14 protein-coding genes are annotated in these 17,401 nt (G+C 56.0%); 5 read left to right on the top strand and 9 right to left on the bottom strand.

The window, feature by feature from the left end:
• The first annotated feature begins 33 nt into the window (after positions 1–33).
• The gene (gene ilvC / locus ACOTX7_RS17655; protein ID WP_006808634.1) at positions 34–1,509 is read left to right on the top strand and encodes a ketol-acid reductoisomerase; all 1,476 of its coding nucleotides are present in this window, start codon (positions 34–36) and stop codon (positions 1,507–1,509) included.
• A gap of 38 nt (positions 1,510–1,547) precedes the next feature.
• On the opposite strand, the gene trmL is transcribed toward ilvC, so the two are convergent.
• The 5 genes from trmL to lldP all read right to left on the bottom strand — a co-directional run bounded on the left by trmL (position 1,548) and on the right by lldP (position 7,198).
• Positions 1,548–2,021 carry a tRNA (uridine(34)/cytosine(34)/5-carboxymethylaminomethyluridine(34)-2'-O)-methyltransferase TrmL gene (gene trmL / locus ACOTX7_RS17650; RefSeq protein ID WP_006808633.1) on the bottom strand — a complete coding sequence of 158 codons (474 nt, stop codon included), beginning with the start codon at positions 2,019–2,021 and terminating at the stop codon, positions 1,548–1,550.
• Positions 2,022–2,067: 46 nt separating this feature from the next.
• Positions 2,068–3,408 (bottom strand): MFS transporter, encoded by a 1,341-nt coding sequence (locus ACOTX7_RS17645; protein ID WP_006808632.1) that lies wholly within the window; start codon positions 3,406–3,408, stop codon positions 2,068–2,070.
• Between the two features lie 180 nt (positions 3,409–3,588).
• Entirely contained in the window at positions 3,589–4,776 is a 1,188-nt protein-coding gene (gene lldD / locus ACOTX7_RS17640; RefSeq protein ID WP_006808631.1) for a quinone-dependent L-lactate dehydrogenase, read from the bottom strand.
• Positions 4,773–5,546, bottom strand: a complete 774-nt coding sequence (gene lldR, locus ACOTX7_RS17635) for a transcriptional regulator LldR (RefSeq protein ID WP_221256650.1) — start codon at positions 5,544–5,546, stop codon at positions 4,773–4,775. The genes lldD and lldR overlap by 4 nt, the downstream gene beginning before the upstream one ends.
• Positions 5,543–7,198, bottom strand: coding sequence for an L-lactate permease (lldP, locus tag ACOTX7_RS17630; RefSeq protein WP_003860175.1), 1,656 nt, complete (start codon positions 7,196–7,198; stop codon positions 5,543–5,545). The genes lldR and lldP overlap by 4 nt, the downstream gene beginning before the upstream one ends.
• A gap of 1,099 nt (positions 7,199–8,297) precedes the next feature.
• On the opposite strand from lldP, the gene ACOTX7_RS17625 reads away from it, so the two are divergent.
• Genes ACOTX7_RS17625 through ACOTX7_RS17610 form a run of 4 tightly spaced genes read left to right on the top strand, consistent with a single transcriptional unit; the run spans position 8,298 to position 13,173 of the window.
• A complete protein-coding gene (locus ACOTX7_RS17625; protein WP_006808628.1) occupies positions 8,298–8,879 on the top strand; it encodes a fimbrial protein in 582 nt (193 codons plus the stop codon).
• A 30-nt stretch (positions 8,880–8,909) separates the two neighbouring features.
• A complete protein-coding gene (locus tag ACOTX7_RS17620) occupies positions 8,910–9,584 on the top strand; it encodes a fimbrial biogenesis chaperone (RefSeq protein WP_221256647.1) in 675 nt (224 codons plus the stop codon).
• 4 nt (positions 9,585–9,588) lie between these two features.
• Positions 9,589–12,069 (top strand): fimbria/pilus outer membrane usher protein, encoded by a 2,481-nt coding sequence (locus tag ACOTX7_RS17615; protein WP_221256645.1) that lies wholly within the window; start codon positions 9,589–9,591, stop codon positions 12,067–12,069.
• A gap of 9 nt (positions 12,070–12,078) precedes the next feature.
• Complete coding sequence (locus ACOTX7_RS17610) at positions 12,079–13,173, top strand: fimbrial protein (RefSeq protein WP_221256644.1); 1,095 nt, start codon at positions 12,079–12,081, stop codon at positions 13,171–13,173.
• A 32-nt stretch (positions 13,174–13,205) separates the two neighbouring features.
• Here the strand turns inward: ACOTX7_RS17610 and ACOTX7_RS17605 are convergent, their stop codons facing one another.
• The 4 genes from ACOTX7_RS17605 to ACOTX7_RS17590 form a co-directional block, all read right to left on the bottom strand.
• A complete protein-coding gene (locus ACOTX7_RS17605) occupies positions 13,206–13,568 on the bottom strand; it encodes a YibL family ribosome-associated protein (protein WP_205925290.1) in 363 nt (120 codons plus the stop codon).
• Between the two features lie 58 nt (positions 13,569–13,626).
• On the bottom strand, positions 13,627–14,217 hold the full coding sequence (mtlR, locus tag ACOTX7_RS17600; RefSeq protein WP_006808621.1) for a mannitol operon repressor MtlR: 591 nt from the start codon (positions 14,215–14,217) through the stop codon (positions 13,627–13,629).
• Entirely contained in the window at positions 14,214–15,362 is a 1,149-nt protein-coding gene (gene mtlD, locus ACOTX7_RS17595; protein WP_205925289.1) for a mannitol-1-phosphate 5-dehydrogenase, read from the bottom strand. The genes mtlR and mtlD overlap by 4 nt, the downstream gene beginning before the upstream one ends.
• 102 nt (positions 15,363–15,464) lie before the next feature.
• Positions 15,465–17,372: a PTS mannitol transporter subunit IICBA gene (locus ACOTX7_RS17590; protein WP_221256643.1), complete on the bottom strand. Its 1,908-nt coding sequence runs from the start codon at positions 17,370–17,372 to the stop codon at positions 15,465–15,467.
• Positions 17,373–17,401 lie beyond the last annotated feature (29 nt).

The following is a 17,401-nucleotide window of genomic DNA, read 5'->3' as shown; positions in this document are numbered from 1 at the left end:
CAATAAGACACACAACATCACGAGGTATCACCCATGGCTAACTACTTTAATACACTGAACTTGCGCCAGCAGCTGGCGCAGCTGGGCAAATGCCGCTTCATGGCGCGCGACGAATTTGCCGATGGCGCGAGCTACCTTCAGGGTAAAAAAGTGGTCATCGTCGGCTGTGGCGCGCAGGGTCTGAACCAGGGCCTGAACATGCGTGACTCCGGGCTGGATATCTCTTACGCCCTGCGTAAAGAAGCGATCGCTGAAAAGCGCGCGTCCTGGCGTAAAGCGACCGAAAACGGCTTTAAGGTGGGTACCTACGAAGAGCTGATCCCGCAGGCGGATCTGGTGGTTAACCTGACGCCAGACAAGCAGCACTCTGACGTTGTGCGTTCCGTACAGCCGCTGATGAAAGATGGCGCCGCGCTGGGTTACTCCCACGGCTTCAACATTGTTGAAGTGGGCGAGCAGATCCGTAAAGACATCACCGTCGTGATGGTGGCACCGAAGTGCCCGGGTACAGAAGTACGCGAAGAGTACAAACGTGGCTTCGGCGTGCCGACGCTTATCGCCGTTCACCCGGAAAACGATCCGAAAGGCGAAGGCATGGCGATTGCCAAAGCCTGGGCAGCGGCGACCGGCGGTCACCGTGCGGGCGTTCTGGAATCTTCCTTCGTTGCGGAAGTGAAATCTGACCTGATGGGCGAGCAGACCATCCTGTGCGGTATGCTCCAGGCTGGCTCTCTGCTGTGCTTCGACAAGCTGGTGGAAGAAGGCACCGACCCGGCATATGCGGAAAAACTGATTCAGTTCGGCTGGGAAACCATCACCGAAGCGCTGAAGCAGGGCGGCATTACGCTGATGATGGACCGTCTGTCCAACCCGGCAAAACTGCGCGCGTTCGCACTCTCTGAACAGCTGAAAACCATCATGGCGCCGCTGTTCCAGAAACACATGGACGATATCATCTCCGGCGAGTTCTCTTCCGGCATGATGGCGGACTGGGCGAATGACGATAAGAAACTGCTGACCTGGCGCGAAGAGACCGGTAAAACCGCGTTCGAAACCGCACCACAGTACGACGGCAAAATCACCGAGCAGGAGTACTTCGATAAAGGCGTCCTGATGATCGCGATGGTGAAAGCAGGCGTTGAGCTGGCGTTCGAAACCATGGTGGATTCCGGCATCATCGAAGAGTCCGCGTACTATGAATCACTGCACGAGCTGCCGCTGATTGCGAACACCATCGCCCGTAAGCGTCTGTATGAAATGAACGTGGTGATCTCCGATACCGCCGAGTACGGTAACTACCTGTTCTCATACGCCTGCGTACCGCTGCTGAAAGAGTTTATGACCACCCTGCAAGCAGGCGATCTGGGCCAGGCGATTGCGGAAGGTGCGGTTGATAACGCGCAATTGCGTGACGTAAACGAAGCGATTCGCAGCCACGAAATCGAGAAAGTGGGCCAGAAGCTGCGTGGCTACATGACCGATATGAAACGTATCGCGGTAGCAGGCTAAATACGACGAATCGGGTGGCGCAAGCCACCCGAATTGTTTTAACTACGCAGTATCGCGCCGGGATATCCCAGCTGGCGCCACGCCTCATACACCACCACCGACACCGCATTCGACAGGTTCATGCTGCGGCTGTCCGGCATCATCGGAATACGAATTTTCTGCTCCGCGGGCAGGGCATCCAGAATCGTGGCGGGCAGGCCGCGAGTTTCCGGGCCAAACATCAGATAATCCCCGTCCTGATAGCTTACGGCGCTGTGCGCTGGCGTACCTTTGGTGGTCAGGGCGAACATGCGCTGCGGTTTTTCGGCTTCCAGAAACGCGGCGTAATCGTGATGGCGAACGACGGCAGTAAATTCATGGTAATCCAGCCCTGCGCGACGCAGACGTTTGTCGTCCCACGTAAAGCCCATCGGCTCGATGATGTGCAGGCGAAAACCGGTGTTGGCACACAGGCGGATGATATTGCCGGTATTGGGTGGGATTTCTGGTTCAAATAAGACGATGTTAAGCATGCTGCCCCCTTAATTGCGGGGGGCAGAATAGCAGAAAAGAGAGGGATTACGCGACGCCCGGCTCCTGCGAGCGGCTATACAGCATTTTGTAGACGGTAGCCGCCGCAGCCACCAGAGCAGGCACGCTGAGGATCATTAAAATACTGTCGGCCTGCCACTGCATGGCAAGAAGCTGGGCGCTGGTCATGGTGCCTGCTACGCCGCCGAAGCGGCCGATCCCCTGCATCCAGGCGATACCTGTCGCGCGGCATTCGGTAGGGTAAAAGGTGGCGGCCAGGGTCTGCATGCCCGACTGCGCCCCGTTCATCGCGATCCCCATCAGGAAAATTAACCCGCCAAACAGGGCGATATGGTTATGCTCAATCCCCAGTAAAAGAATGAGGCCCATCGTTAGCACGAAACCACACGCGACCACCTTGTGCGCTTCCCAGCGATCCATCATCCAGCCCGCGAGCAAAATGCCTGCGGTGCCGCCGAAGGTGAATAGTGAGGTGAGCCAGGCGGATTCCGCCAGCGCATAACCCATCCCCTGCATCAGCGTCGGCATCCAGCTCAGCAGGACGTAGTAAATGACCAGCCCCATAAAGTAGGTCACCCACAGCATCAGGGTGCCGGGCAGCCAGGGCATGGAAAACAGCTGCGCCACGCTCCCTTTTTTAGACGCCACCTTGTCTTCCACCAGGAAAAAGCCCGTGACGCTATCGAGCGTGCTGCGGGCGAACCGGCTGGCGATGCGACGAACCTGGGCAAGATCTTTCCCGCGCTGCACCAGAAACTTCACCGACTCCGGCAACAGCAGTGCCAGCAGCACTGTTAAAATCAGCGGTGCAATCGCGCCGGTCAGCAGCACGCTTCGCCAGCCATGGTGAGGAATAAGCCAGGACGAGATCGCCCCGCCGCCCGCTGCACCCAGCGGAAAGCCGCAGTACATGGTGTTAATCGCCATGGCGCGGCAGCGCTGGGGCGCAAACTCTGAGATCAGCGTGATGGCGTTAGGCATCGCGGCGCCCAGCCCGAGACCGGTCAGAAAGCGCCACAGCGTCAGGGTATTCAGACTTTGCGCCCAGGCCGTGCCCAGACTCGCCAGGCCGAAGAACAGGCACGAAAAGACCAGCACACGCTTGCGTCCCATCCGGTCAGATACCGGACCGGCAATAAGGGCTCCCAGCGACAGCCCGAGCAGCGCCGCACTTAGCACCGGCCCCAGATCCTGTTTATGTATTCCCCACTCCGCCGACAGCGTAGGCGCAATGTAACCCATCGCTGCGGTATCGAACCCATCGATCGCCAGCACCAGAAAGCCCAGCACGATAAGAAGCCAGTGAAACCCTGAAAAAGGGCTCTCATCGATCACCTGCTGAATATCCACCCGACCTGAATACGCCATACGTTCCTCTCCGATGTGATGTTGTTTTTGTGTTCTTGTATTTGCTTGTCTATACAATTGCGGAGGGGCGGGTTGTGTCAAATTTTCTTATCCAGAATGTTACGCAGGTGTTATTTTCGACAAAAAAAAACGCCCGATGGAAAGTCGGGCGCAGAAGAAGGGGAGGCTAACCGGAGGAGATCAGGCCGCGTTTCCCTGCGACAACGGTGCCAGCGCCGCAGGCAGCTTGCTCAGCTCCTGCACCAGCGAATCTTTGCTGATTTCACTTATCGATTTTGCCCCGGTCAGGGTCATCGCCACCTTCATCTCTTTCTCGATCAGGTTCAGCAGGTTCGCCACGCCCGCCTGACCGCTGGTGGCCAGCGCGTAAAGGTAAGCACGGCCCAGCAGCACGCTGTCTGCTCCCAGCGCAATCATGCGCACCACGTCCAGCCCGTTACGGATGCCGCTGTCGGCCAGGATCGCAATATCGCCCTTCACCGCATCGGCAATGGCTGGCAGCGCGCGGGCAGAAGAGAGCACGCCGTCGAGCTGGCGTCCGCCATGGTTAGAGACCACGATCCCATCGGCGCCAAAACGCACCGCGTCGCGCGCATCTTCCGGATCGAGGATCCCTTTGATCACCATCGGGCCGTCCCAGAATTCGCGGATCCATTCCAGGTCCTTCCACGAGATCGACGGATCGAAGTTGTTCGCCAGCCAGCCGATGTAATCTTCCAGCCCGGTCGGTTTACCGAGGTAGGCCGAAATATTTCCCAGATCGTGCGGACGACCGTTCAGCCCGACATCCCACGCCCACTGCGGGTGCGTCACCGCCTGCCAGTAGCGGCGCAGGGCGGCGTTAGGGCCGCTCATGCCGGAGTGGGCATCACGGTAGCGCGCGCCGGGGGTCGGCATATCGACGGTAAAGACCAGCGTTGAACAGCCCGCCGCTTTGGCGCGCTCCAGCGCGTTGCGCATAAAACCGCGATCGCGCAGGACGTACAGCTGGAACCACATCGGGCGCTTGATGGTCGGGGCGACTTCTTCTATCGGGCAGACGGATACGGTGGACAGGGTAAACGGAATGCCTTTGGCATCCGCGGCGGCGGCGGCCTGCACTTCGCCCCGGCGGGCGTACATGCCGCATAAGCCGACAGGTGCGAGCGCCACCGGCATGGAGAGCGTTTCGTTAAACAGCTTCGTCTCAAGGCTCAGGTCAGACATATTCTTCAGCACACGCTGGCGCAGGGCCACTTCCGACAGATCCTCCACGTTGCGGCGCAGGGTATATTCGGCATACGCCCCACCGTCAATGTAGTGGAACAGGAACGGCGGCAAAATGCGCTGCGCCGCGGCGCGATAGTCACTGGCTGCTGAAATAATCATGCTTTGTTCTCCCTGGAAATATCACTCTCGCCAGGCAGACGGGTAATACGCGCCTGTCGGGCCTGATCTTCATCGAATCGTTTAATGGTGGTATGGACGAAACCCAGATGCGCCATCATCGCTTTGCGCGCGGCCTCGGCATCACCGGCCAGAATGGCGTTGAGCACCGCCTCGTGCTGTTCGGTCAGCCGGGCAAACACCGGCGGGACCAGATACATGCGCTGGCGGCTCTGCTTCACGGAGGATTGCAGCAGGTCGAAAAACCCGCGCATGGTTTGCAGCAGCACCACGTTGTGCGAGGCCTCGGCAATGGCCAGATGGAACCGCACGTCGGCCTGAGAGGCGATGTCCGGGTCGCTGCTTTGCGTGGCGTCAAAACAGGCTTTGAGCTTCTCTTTGTCGGCGTCGGTTGCCCGCATCGCCGCGTGCCACGCGGTACTGGTTTCGATGGCGTGACGCGCTTCGAGGATGTCGAAGCTGTAGTCCGGGTCGTTTTCCATCAGCGTCTTTAATGGTTGCACGATGTTTTGTTCGGACCAGTCATCATGCTGCCAGCGTACAAAGGTGCCGCCGCCGCGACGGCTCAGCAGCACCCCTTCGCTGACCAGCGTCGCCAGCGCTTCGCGTAGTGAATTGCGCGACACGCCAAGCTGGGCGGCAAGCTGACGCTCGGCGGGCAATCTCATGCCCGCTTCCAGCTGTTGTTCTTCTATCAGCGCCCGTACGCGAGTGGCAATCTCGTCGGACAGGCGTCTGGGCATCACTATCATGGAATCATCCAGGTTAAGACATAGGCCTGCAATGTGGTGATCACGCCCACCATGCAGGTAAATATCAGGCTGTGTTTCACGGTAAAACGGAACAGATCCGACTCTTTACCCACCAGTCCTACCGCGGCACAGGCAATGGCGATGGACTGCGGCGAGATCATCTTTCCGGTCACGCCGCCGGTGGTGTTCGCAGCGACCAGCAGCACGTCCGAGACGCCAATCTGCTGCGCGGCCGTTGCCTGGAGGGCGGCAAACAGGGCGTTAGATGACGTATCTGAACCGGTCAGGAAGACCCCCAGCCAGCCGAGGAACGGCGAGAAGAAGGTAAACGCGTGGCCGGTGTGCGCCAGCGCTAACGCCAGCGTCGACGACAGACCGGAGTAGTTCGAAATAAACGCGAACGCCAGCACCATGCCGATGGAGTAGATCGGCAGCATCAGCTCTTTAATCGTCGCCGCAAAAGTCTGTACCGCTGCGGCAGGCTTCATGCGCAGCCACACTACGGAAAGGATAGCGGCAAACAGGATGGCTGTGCCGGTGGCAGAGAACCAGTCGAACTTAAACACTGCCGCATACGGCGTGGCGTCGTGCACCACCGGCGGCATACGGGCGACCATTTTGTCGAGGAACGGCACGGAGATATTAATCACCATGTCGTACAGCGCGCCGCCCGGGGCGAACAGCGCCTTAAACGGCGGAATGCTCCACAGCGTCACGGTTGCGGTCAGGAACAGGAACGGCGACCACGCGCGCACAATCTGTCCGGCGGTATAGCCGGTGCGCGCCAGCGTCTGATCCACGTGCGATGCGCCCATATCAGCAAAGCGGAAGATACGTACCGGCTGCCAGCGTTTCAGGAACAGCGTCAGGCAGACCAGCGACACCAGGGAAGAGATGATATCCGGCAGTTCCGGGCCGAGGAAGTTGGAGCTGAGATACTGGGCAATGGCGAACGAACCGCCCGCCACCATCACCGCAGGCCAGGTCTCCTTCACGCCGCGCCAGCCGTCCATAATCGCCATGATCCAGAACAGCACGATAATGGTCAGGAACGGCAGCTGACGGCCCACCATCTGGCCAATCTCGAAGCTGTCCAGTCCGGTCACCTGGCCCGCCACCAGAATCGGAATGCCCATCGCGCCAAAGGCCACCGGCGCGGTGTTCACAATCAGGCACAGGCCCGCGGCATACAGGGGGTTAAAGCCCAGCCCGACCAGCAGGGCGGCGGTGATCGCAACCGGCGCGCCGAATCCTGCCGCCCCTTCAAGGAACGCCCCGAAGGAGAAACCGACAATCAGCATCTGCAAACGCTGGTCCGGTGTAATAGAGAGAATCGACGAGCGAATAATGTCGAACTGCCCGGTTTTGACCGAGATTTTGTAGACAAAGACGGCGGCGATGATGATCCACGCAATCGGCCACAGGCCGTAGAAGAAACCATACACCACGGAGGCCAGCGCGCGATCGACCGGCATTTTATAGAAGAACAGCGCCACCAGCAGGGCGATGGCAACGGTATACGTCGCGGCAAGGTAGCCCTTCAGCTTGAGCTTAATCAGCGCAAAGAAGAAGAACAGAATGGGTAGCGATGCGATCAGGCTCGACAGCCAGATGTTCCCGGCGGGATCGTAGTTTTGTTGCCAGAGGCTCATGCAGGTCTCCTGGGGACCACACAGCCTGCACTGCGGGTGAGTCTCCGCTCATCTCTGCATCACAGACTGTGTAAAAGTGGTCCATCCAATAATGTGTTGTAGGGGTTATGGCAATAAATGGTTAACTAAGTGTTGCTATTCGGCAATGGTTTTGTGAATTGAAGCATTGGAAGTGTGAACGGTGGTTCGCTTTACAGACGATTGGTAGGACCAAACCGTCTCCGCGATGTACCCGCCCAGGGTACTGACCGTGATGGCCAGTAGCGCATTATGTCGTCAGACAGGACCGCGCACGGTGCGTTAAATATGATGGGCAAAATACAGCGTTGATACGTGTTCGTTAATAAAGGGATTTGTTTTTGTCTTAATTGTGTTTGCAAGTAATAAGTTCAGTGTGAGCGAAATGGATTATTTCAGATAAATAAAAAATTTTTTTAGTTAAAAATGCGGAATCTAACATGTAGCAAAAAATTTTAATTAAGGTAAATTTAACATATAGATTTTAACAGCCTATTACAAACGATCAATTGCTGATCAACAAGGATATGTCCCGAAAATAGGTATTTTTTCAGGATAATGTCAAAGCGCATCGCGTAAAACACAATAATTTATTCTAATAATATTCTGAAATAAATTGATCAAACATTGATCAGTCGAATCTCTTTTTAATTGAGGGGCGGTATTAGAAGCGGGTTAATAATTTTTTGTGCAATGAAAAAGAGTTAAATTTGTTGCGGGGCTGTTAATTTTAAAATGTTTATAAACCGTTCCTGGCCTTTTTCAATGCGTAGACGTAATAAGGTATTTCATTTACTATTTATTCAGAAGCAACGTTACAGAAGAAGCTGTAATTGTTTTAAACCTTAAAGCATTCATGGTTATTTTCGAGCTGACATATTTTTCTGACAGGGAATATGCATACAGGGCTTAATGAAAATATATGGATTATCACACTGGGATGGACCCCGCTTTATACTATGAGGTCGCGTCACCAACTCTACTGGCACCCTTTAGTGACGTTTTCAAATTCTTACAGGAATGATTGCACCTGGTATAACAAGTCTGGATCTGTTTAATCTACAGAGGGTAATACTTTCAAATGAAAATCAAAAATGTGGCGCTGGCAATTGCCGCAGCGGGGATACTGTTATCTTCTCAATCAGTGCTGGCAAGTAGTGATTCAGGGGTAAATACCTCCCTGGACGCTGGCGCCGGCTCGCAAAGCACTGGCGGGGTAATCAATTTTACCGGGAAAATTACCCTTATTTCCTGTGATATTACGCCTGCGTCAAAAAACAAAACGGTAGACCTTGGTGCATGGGCGAAAAACTACTTTGATGAGCACGTCGAAACGACGCCGCGTGAGTTTAAAATCAATGTGGAGAATTGTCCCCCGGCGGTTGAATCTGTTGCGGTGCTGTTCGACGGGAATAAAGATTCGGACGATGCCACGCTGTTGCAGGTTACGCCAGGCACGGGGATGGCGACGGGCGTCGGGGTGAAGCTCTATAACAGCGATCGCAGCACGGCGATTAAACCGGGCACGGTTTCTAAAACAACCGCACCGGATGAAGAAGGCAATGCTGAATTAACTTTCTATGCCGCACTTGACAAAGATGGCACGGAAATCAACGCGGGTGATGTCAACGCCGTATCCAACTTCCTGATGGTTTATAACTGATTTCACAGTCAGCCACCTCCAGAGATAATAATGATGAAACGTTTATCGTATATTATGCTCACTGCATTAATGGTTAGTTCTGCGTCAGTTTCCGCTGGCGTTGTAATGGGGGGAACACGGATCGTATACCCACAACACAGCAAGGAGGTGGCATTTTCTGTTTCTAATATGGAAAGTGCGGTTCCCTACCTTATTCAGTCATGGGTTGAAGGCGATGGGCAGAATAAAAATAACGCTGCGCCATTTATTGTCACGCCACCCCTGTTCAGACTTGATCCGGAGCAGACCAACACGCTGCGTATCCAATATACCGGCACACCGCTGCCCACCGATCGTGAATCTGTATTCTGGCTTGATATTAAAGCGATTGCGCCAAAGCCAAAAGAGAGCACTAACGAATTACAGGTTAACGTAAAATCTAAATTTAAAATTTTCTACCGCCCGGACAATCTGAAAGGGGACGCTGCCACTGCCTGGCAGAAAATAACGTTTTCGCGGACGGGAAAAGGGCTTAAGGCCGCCAACCCGACGCCATACTACGTCTCTTTTTATCGGCTGACCGTTGGCGGGCATAAAATTGAGCAACCGGGCATGATCGGTCCAGGGGAAACCCGCGAATGGCCTGTGTCCGCCTCCGGGGGCGTAAGCTGGTCGGCTATTAATGATTTTGGTGCCATCACCGCCACCCACTCCCAGCCTCTGTAACACCATGCCTTTTCGTCTGTTTCGTTACGCGCCGCTTTCGGTGTTGCTGCTTAGCTTCAGCCGCGCGGGGATAGCCGAGGATTATTTTGATCCCGCCGCGCTGGAGCTTTCCTCTACCGAACAGAAAACGGCGGATCTGCACTATTTCTCTGAAAAGGGCGGGCAAATGCCAGGCACCTGGCTCGTGACGCTGGAGATTAACGGACGCGAGGAGCGGCATCAGGAGATCACCTTCGTCAATGAGAAAGGCAGCCTGCAACCCGTTTTTAGCGTATCGCTGCTGGAAACGCTTGGGGTGAATGTCAGGGCCATTCCTGCATTCTCCCGGTTGCAGGAGGGAGAAACGTTCACGCACCTCGCGGATTTTATTCCGGCAGCGCGGACCTCCTATGACTTCAGCCAGCAGCGCCTTTTTCTCAGCCTGCCGCAGGCGGCGATGAAACACCGCAGCCGTGGCTACGTGCCGCAGTCACGGTGGGATGATGGTATCCCGGCGGCATTTACTGATTACAGTCTGTCGGGTGGCCAGGCACGTCATCAGAGTGGCGTCACGACATCCAGCTATCTGAGCCTGCGTAACGGTATCAATCTGGGGGCATGGCGGTTGCGCAACACCTCCGCCTGGAGCCACAGCGACGCGGGTGGCGACCATTTTCAGTCGCAAAGTAGCTGGCTGACCCGGGATATTCGCCGTCTTAACAGCCAGCTGCGGCTCGGCGATGCCTGGACCGCAGGCGATGTCTTCGATAGCGTGGCGTTTCGCGGGGTACAGCTCTCATCAAGCGAAAGCATGTTACCCGACAGCCAGCGCGGTTTTGCACCAACCATCCGCGGTGTCGCACACAGTTTCGCTAAAGTCTCCGTTTCGCAAAATGGCTATGTGATCTATGAAACCTGGGTGGCCGCCGGGCCATTTATCATTAACGATCTGTTCCCCGGCGCACAAAGTGGCGATCTACAGGTTACGGTCACGGAAAGTGACGGCTCAACGCGCGTCTTTACCCAACCCTATTCTGCGGTGCCGTTTATGCGACGCCAGGGCAGCCTGAAATACAGCCTCAATGCCGGACGATTTCACTCCGGCTCCGGCGATGCACGTTCGCCCGAGTTTGTTGAAGGCGCTTTCTTCTACGGTCTGCTCTCCAGGATGACGGTGTATGGCGGCTTTCGCACGGCGAACAACTATCAGGCCGGTGCGATTGGCGTAGGCAGAGGGTTTGGCGCATTTGGCTCGCTGGGCATTGACGATACGCTGGCAAAAAGCCGTTTACCCAACGGCATAAGCGCGATGGGGCAGGCGTGGCGCATTCAGTACCAGAAAGATTTTAGCGCGACCGGCACCGCCTTCAGTCTTGCCAGTTATCGCTATGCCTCGCGTAATTACTATGAATTTGGCGAACTGAATCAGTCTGACAGCCAACAGTTGCAACTTAATAATCGCCGTAGCCGCTCGCAGGTCACCTTCTCACAGACGCTGGGTCAGTTCGGCAGCCTCAGCGTCTCGGCATGGATGCAGGATTACTGGCATACCTCCGGGCAGGATAAAACCATCCATATTGGCTGGTACACCAGCTGGCGGGGCATTTCCTGGGGCGCGGGATATGACTACACCGACTCAGCGCTTGATCAGCATCCCGATCGCACCGTGTCGTTTAACGTCAATGTTCCGCTTGGTCACTGGTTACCGGACAGCTCGGTCAGTTACTTCATCAACCATAACAATCGCGGGATGACCACGCAGCAGGTGTCACTCAACGGCAGCGCGCTGGCGAACCGCAACCTTAATTACAGCGTTCAGCAGAGTCAGGCCAGCGAGGGACAAGCCGACAGCACCAGCCTGGCGCTGCAATACAACGGTGGTTATGGCAACGTCAGCCTCGGTTATGACCACAGCCGAAGCGGTAGCAACGCGAGCCTCGGACTCGCCGGAGGCGTTATCGCCACGCAGTATGGCGCCACGCTTAGCCAGCCGCTGGGCGATACCGTTGCCCTGATACGCGTGCACGGTGCGGCAAACGTTGAGCCGGAGGGCTACAACGGGATCCATACCAACAGCCGCGGCTATGCGGTCATGCCAACGCTCTCGGCGTATCGCAAAAATACCGTCAGTCTTGATACGGCGACGCTGGGTGAGAACGTTGACGTTGAGCAGAGCGGCCTGACGCTCATTCCTACCAGCGGCGCGGTGGTGCTGGCCAATTACAAAACCCACATTGGTTATCGCGTTCTGTTTTCCCTGCGCTACCACGGCGAACCGTTGCCGTTTGGCGCGCAGGCTGAAGTGGTGGAACAGAACCGCCATTCTGCAAACCGAAGCATGGTCGCTGACGGCGGTCAGGCCTACCTGAGCGGCGTACCAGAGCGCGGCACCCTGCGCGTCACCTGGTATGAAGACGGGGAGCAACAGCAATGCCAGACACCTTTCAGACTGGGGAAAGCGCATATGGCCCCCGGTATCGCCACGCTGTCCGTTGAGTGCCATTAGAGGAATATCATGCGTCGTTTTATTCACTGGTTTTTCTATCTGAGCCTTCTTTCGCTGTTTGGCATGCTGAGTTTTCATGCCCATGCGCAGACCTCGCCTTGCCACACCACGCGCGATCAGTGGGTCGTTCAGGTGCCTTACGCCATTGGGTATGCACCCGGCACGGCGGACTGGACGCCGATATCTGCGCCGATACAGTCTACCGGGGCGGATTTCTACAGCTGTGATGGCGGGAATGACGCCTGGCGGAGTATCGGCTTTGTCGACATGGATAACCCCGTCGGCACCGTAGTAGGTGAGGACGGCGCGTCACGTCACGTCTATAAAACCCAAATTGACGGCATTGGCTACGCGCTGGGATTTCGGGAGCAGCAGTACTGCGGCGCCGATGCGATACGCTATATTGACGGCACAAGTCAGATGAATGGCAATGAGTCCCGGCGCATATGCGACGCATCGCAAAACCCCGCCTTTGCCAGCGCCTCAACGTACAAAATGCAGTTCTGGGTGGTGTTTTATAAAATTCCAACGACCAGCGCCATGCCTGATGATAACGCCAATTCCCAGGAGCAAAATGTGGGATCGCTGATATTGCAGGCGGGAGAAAATCAAGCCAGCGCCACCAATGTGGCGATACCGGTACAGATCCATCTCGCCAGCTTCACCGTCAGGCGTACCAGCTGTTCAGTAGGCTCTCGCAGCATTCTTGTTCCCATGGGGAGCGTGAGCCAGCGTGAATTTCACGGCACAGGTTCACGGGCCGGTGGCGGACGCTTCAGCATTCCGGTGACCTGCGAAAATAACACGGCGGTTAAGGTGGGGTTCTTTGGCGATACCACTCCGGCCAACGATCGGGCACTGGCATTGTCGAAGCAGGAGGATAGCGCCAGCGGTGTCGGGATCGAACTGCTCTACGGTGACAATACCGGTTCGGTTCAGGGGCAGGTGGTACAGTGGAACATCCCGCAGGTATCAGCGCTTGGGCAAGTGGGGGATAACCAGACGCAGACCTTCTGGTTTGATGCGCATTATATTCAGACGGAAGAGAACGTGACGGCGGGAAAAGCGGATGCGATGGCGACGTTTAACCTGATTTACAACTGAGTTTCCCCTGCCGCAGCGGCAGGGGAGAGCGATCAAAATTCGGTCTTACAAAAGCCCGTCATCTCTTTCAGGCCCATTTCGCGGCCAAGCTCGGTCATCGGGTGCACCACCACCAGGCCACGGACGCTCTTCTTCAGCTTGCCCATGTCGGCCTGCTCTTTTTTGGTGATCGCGCGGCGATGCGGCATGTTCATCAGCTTCTGCGCTTCTTTACTCAGCTTCTGGCCTTTCACTTCGCGCAGACGCTCAATTTCCGCCTCCAGCTTCACGGACTCTTTTTCCAGCTCGGCATATTTTTCGGCGGAATCGACCAGGGAGAGGCCAGCCATCTGATGGCGGATCAGATCCAGGCGGTCGCTCAGGCGTTTAATTTCGTTCTTTTCGACTTCTTTCATGACAAATAACTCTGAAAACGGGGAATTTACAGGGAAGGATACACCAATGTGTGCGGGCTTACTTCTGAAACGCTTTTTTTAAGCTGATTTTAGAAATCAGCTCAGTCAGGGAAAGCACCATGGTGGAGCGGACAACCTGTTGATAACGCAGCTTTTGCATCGCGTACAGCTCAGGGTCGCTGTTATCAAACGTCGGTGCGGGAGGAAGCGCGGATACGCAGTGTAGTTCGCCGAAGGGGCCCAGAATCTCATCATCGGTAAAGGTGTACTCGTTACCGTCATGATTAAGCTCTTCGCGCAGCGCCATTAACAGCTCGGCGTCTTCATACTCCTGGCGGTTCAGCACGCCAAGACCGTAAATCAGCTTCAGCCGTACCGATAAATCGCCCAGCGGTCCGTCTCCGTCCAGTAACGGTTCTACAGCATACTTTACCGCGTAGTCGTCTTTGCGAAACACCTGAAGCACCAGAATGTTCACCGCCTCGGTTAACAGCTCAACGGCGGCAATCAGGAAGCTTCGTACGGTTTTGCCAGCATTCAGACGCTCAAGCACACGATTTTCAAAGGCCTGGGTTTGTTCCATTATTGCCTGCATATCTGACAATCTGTTATTCGGGCGCAGGCTAACCTGCGCCGGACTCTGCATCATTTGGTTGCGTTATATACGCTGACCGCCTCCGCAACCACGTCACTGTTGGCATCCAGACCGGAGATCTGCGCCAGCGCCGCCTGCGCGCCTTTGTCATCAATCAGCTGAGCCAGCTCAATCGCCTGCGGATCCTGCTCGCTGCGGTAGTGCATGGCGGCGGCAATCCCTTTCACCAGGCTGGCGTGCGGCAGGCCGTATTCCAGCGTGCCCAGCAGCGGTTTAATCAGGCGGTCGCCCGCGCTCAGTTTACGCAGCGGCTGACGACCCACGCGCTCAACGTCATCTTTCAGATACGGGTTTTCAAAACGACCGAGGATTTTCTGGATGTATGCTGCGTGTTTGTCAGCATCAAAACCGTAGCGTTTGATCAGCACCGCGCCGCTCTCTTCCATTGCCCCTTTGACCACCGCACGGATGTTCTCATCGAGGATCGCGTCACGAATCGTCTGATGACCGGCCAATTTCCCGAGGTACGCGGTTATAGCATGCCCGGTGTTCAGCGTGAAGAGTTTACGTTCGACAAATGCCATCAGGTTATCGGTTAATTCCATTCCCGGAATGGTTGGCAGCGTGCCCTTGAACTGGGTTTTATCAACGATCCACTCGCTGAAGGTTTCCACGGTCACTTCCAGCGGGTCGTTGGTGGCGGATTCGGACGGCGGAACGATGCGGTCAACGGCGGAATCCACAAACCCGACGTGCGCTTCAACCCAGGCTTTATCTTCGTCTGCAACGGCCGCAAGAACGTGGCCTTTCAGCTGCGTGGTGCCGCGCACCATGTTTTCACAGGCGATGATGTTCAGCGGAGCTTCAACGCCCTGCGCTTTACGTTTCGCCAGGCCTTTCGCAACCGCCGGGGCGATACGCTCAAGTACTACCGGACCCACGGCAGTGGTGACGAGGTCAACGTTCGCGATGAGGTCGATCACGTCGTCGCCAATGCTGCTCACCGCATTGACGCCAGAGACCGTTTCAACCTGCTCGTTTTCACCCACCACGTGAACCTGATAGCTATGACGGGCATTCAGGGCATCCAGAACCACCTGATTCACATCGGCGAATGTCAGGGTAATGCCCGCGTCTGCCAGCAGTTTACCGATAAAGCCACGACCGATATTACCTGCGCCAAAATGTAATGCTTTCATAGTGTTAACCTTCATCAATGTTTTTACCCGAGAGGGCTGGGGTGAGGAACGTTTTCCCCTCACCCTAGCCCTCTCCCCAAAGGGGAGAGGGAAGAGGCGCTGCTATTTGTTGAGCAGGGCCAGAACTTCTTCCACGCTGGTGGTGTTGGCCAGGCGCTCGATGACGGTTTCGTCGTCCAGCGCGTTGGTCAGGCTGGTAATCACCTGGATATGCTCGTTGTTGCGAGCGGCGATACCAATCACCAGACGGGCGATGTCGTCCTCTTCTTCACCGAAGCGTACGCCGTCAGGATACTGACAGAACACCACGCCGGTTTTCAGCACGCGATCTTTCGCTTCCACCGTACCGTGTGGAACCGCGATGGATTCACCCAGGTAGGTTGGGGTCAGTTTTTCGCGTTCCAGCATCGCGTCAACGTATTCTGGCTGAACGTAGCCGCCTTTCACCAGCTGCTCACCGGCGAAGCGAATGGCCTCTTCTTTATTGGTCGCCGTGCGGCCGAGGAAGATGTTTTCTGCGCCCAGTTTGAACAGATGCGCGTTGCTCTCGTCGAAGCTGTCTTGCAGGCTGGTGCGCACTTTCACTTCGTTATCTTCATGACGCTGCGCCGCTACCAGACGTTCAGTCAGGCTGGAGTACAGGCCGCTGTCGAGGAAGTTGGTCAGGGAAATGTGCTGCGCCTGCGGCACCTGACGCATTGCGCGTTCGGTCAGATCGCGGTGCGTGATCACCAGGTCAACGTCCGGTGGCAGGCTGTTAATCGCGCTGTTGGTGACGGAGATGTTGGTCAGACTCGCATCCTGCACTTTCTTACGCAGCACGCCCGCACCCATGGCGCTGGAGCCCATACCGGCATCACAGGCCACGATGATTTTACGCACGTGGCTCAGGTCGTTAGAGACATCACCCGCCGCCAGCGGCGTAGCGCCTTTGGATTCGGCTTTCATGTCATGCATACGACGGGTTGCCGCTTCGATATCGTCGTCTTCTTTCACCTTGCTGGTTTTCAGCAGGATAGCGGAGACCACGAAGGAGACCGCCATGGCCGCACAGATCGCCGCGATGTTCGCGAAGTAGGCGCCTTTCGGGGTCATCGCCAGCACCGCCAGGATAGAGCCTGGAGAAGCAGGAGACACCAGACCACCGCCCAGCACGCTCAGGGTGAACACGCCGGTCATACCGCCGAGAATAACGGCCAGGATCAGACGTGGGTTCATCAGCACATACGGGAAGTAAATTTCGTGAATACCGCCCAGGAAGTGAATGATCGCCGCACCGCCAGCAGACTGTTTTGCGCTGCCGCGACCGAAGAACATATAGGCCAGCAGAACGCCCATACCGGGACCCGGGTTCGCTTCAATCAGGAAGAAGATGGACTTGCCGAGATCGTGTGACTGCTGAATACCCAGCGGTGAGAAGATACCGTGGTTGATGGCGTTGTTGAGGAACAGGATTTTCGCCGGTTCAACGAAGATAGACGCCAGCGGCAGCATGTCGTGTGCCACCATGAAGTTAACGCCCGCCGCCAGCAGCTTGGACAGCACTTCAACCGCCGGGCCAATGCCGAGGAACGCCAGAATCGCGAGGATCATCCCGATGATGCCCGCGGAGAAGTTATTCACCAGCATTTCGAAGCCGGATTTGATCTTGCCATCAACCCAGACGTCGAATTTCTTAATTGCCCAGCCGCCCAGAGGACCGGCAATCATCGCACCGAGGAACATCGGCATATCCGCACCGACGATAACCCCCATGGTTGTGATGGCACCCACGACACCACCACGGTCACCGCCCACCAGACGACCACCGGTATAACCGATAAGCAGCGGCAGCAGGTATGTAATCATTGGGCCAACAAGTTTCGCCAGCGTTTCGTTAGGCAACCACCCTGTCGGAATAAATAATGCGGTGATAATACCCCACGCGATAAACGCGCCGATATTTGGCATCACCATGTTGCTGAGGAAACGACCAAAGCTTTGCACTTTGATCTTGAAATCGGATGACATAAAACACCCCTTCTTATGTTTACGCTTAG

This window comes from Enterobacter cloacae complex sp. IR5418 (genome assembly GCF_049238105.1).
In the GTDB taxonomy this organism is placed as follows: domain Bacteria; phylum Pseudomonadota; class Gammaproteobacteria; order Enterobacterales; family Enterobacteriaceae; genus Enterobacter; species Enterobacter hormaechei.
The sequence above is the reverse complement of the archived record's forward strand: the minus strand, read 5'-3'. Positions and strand labels throughout refer to the sequence as shown.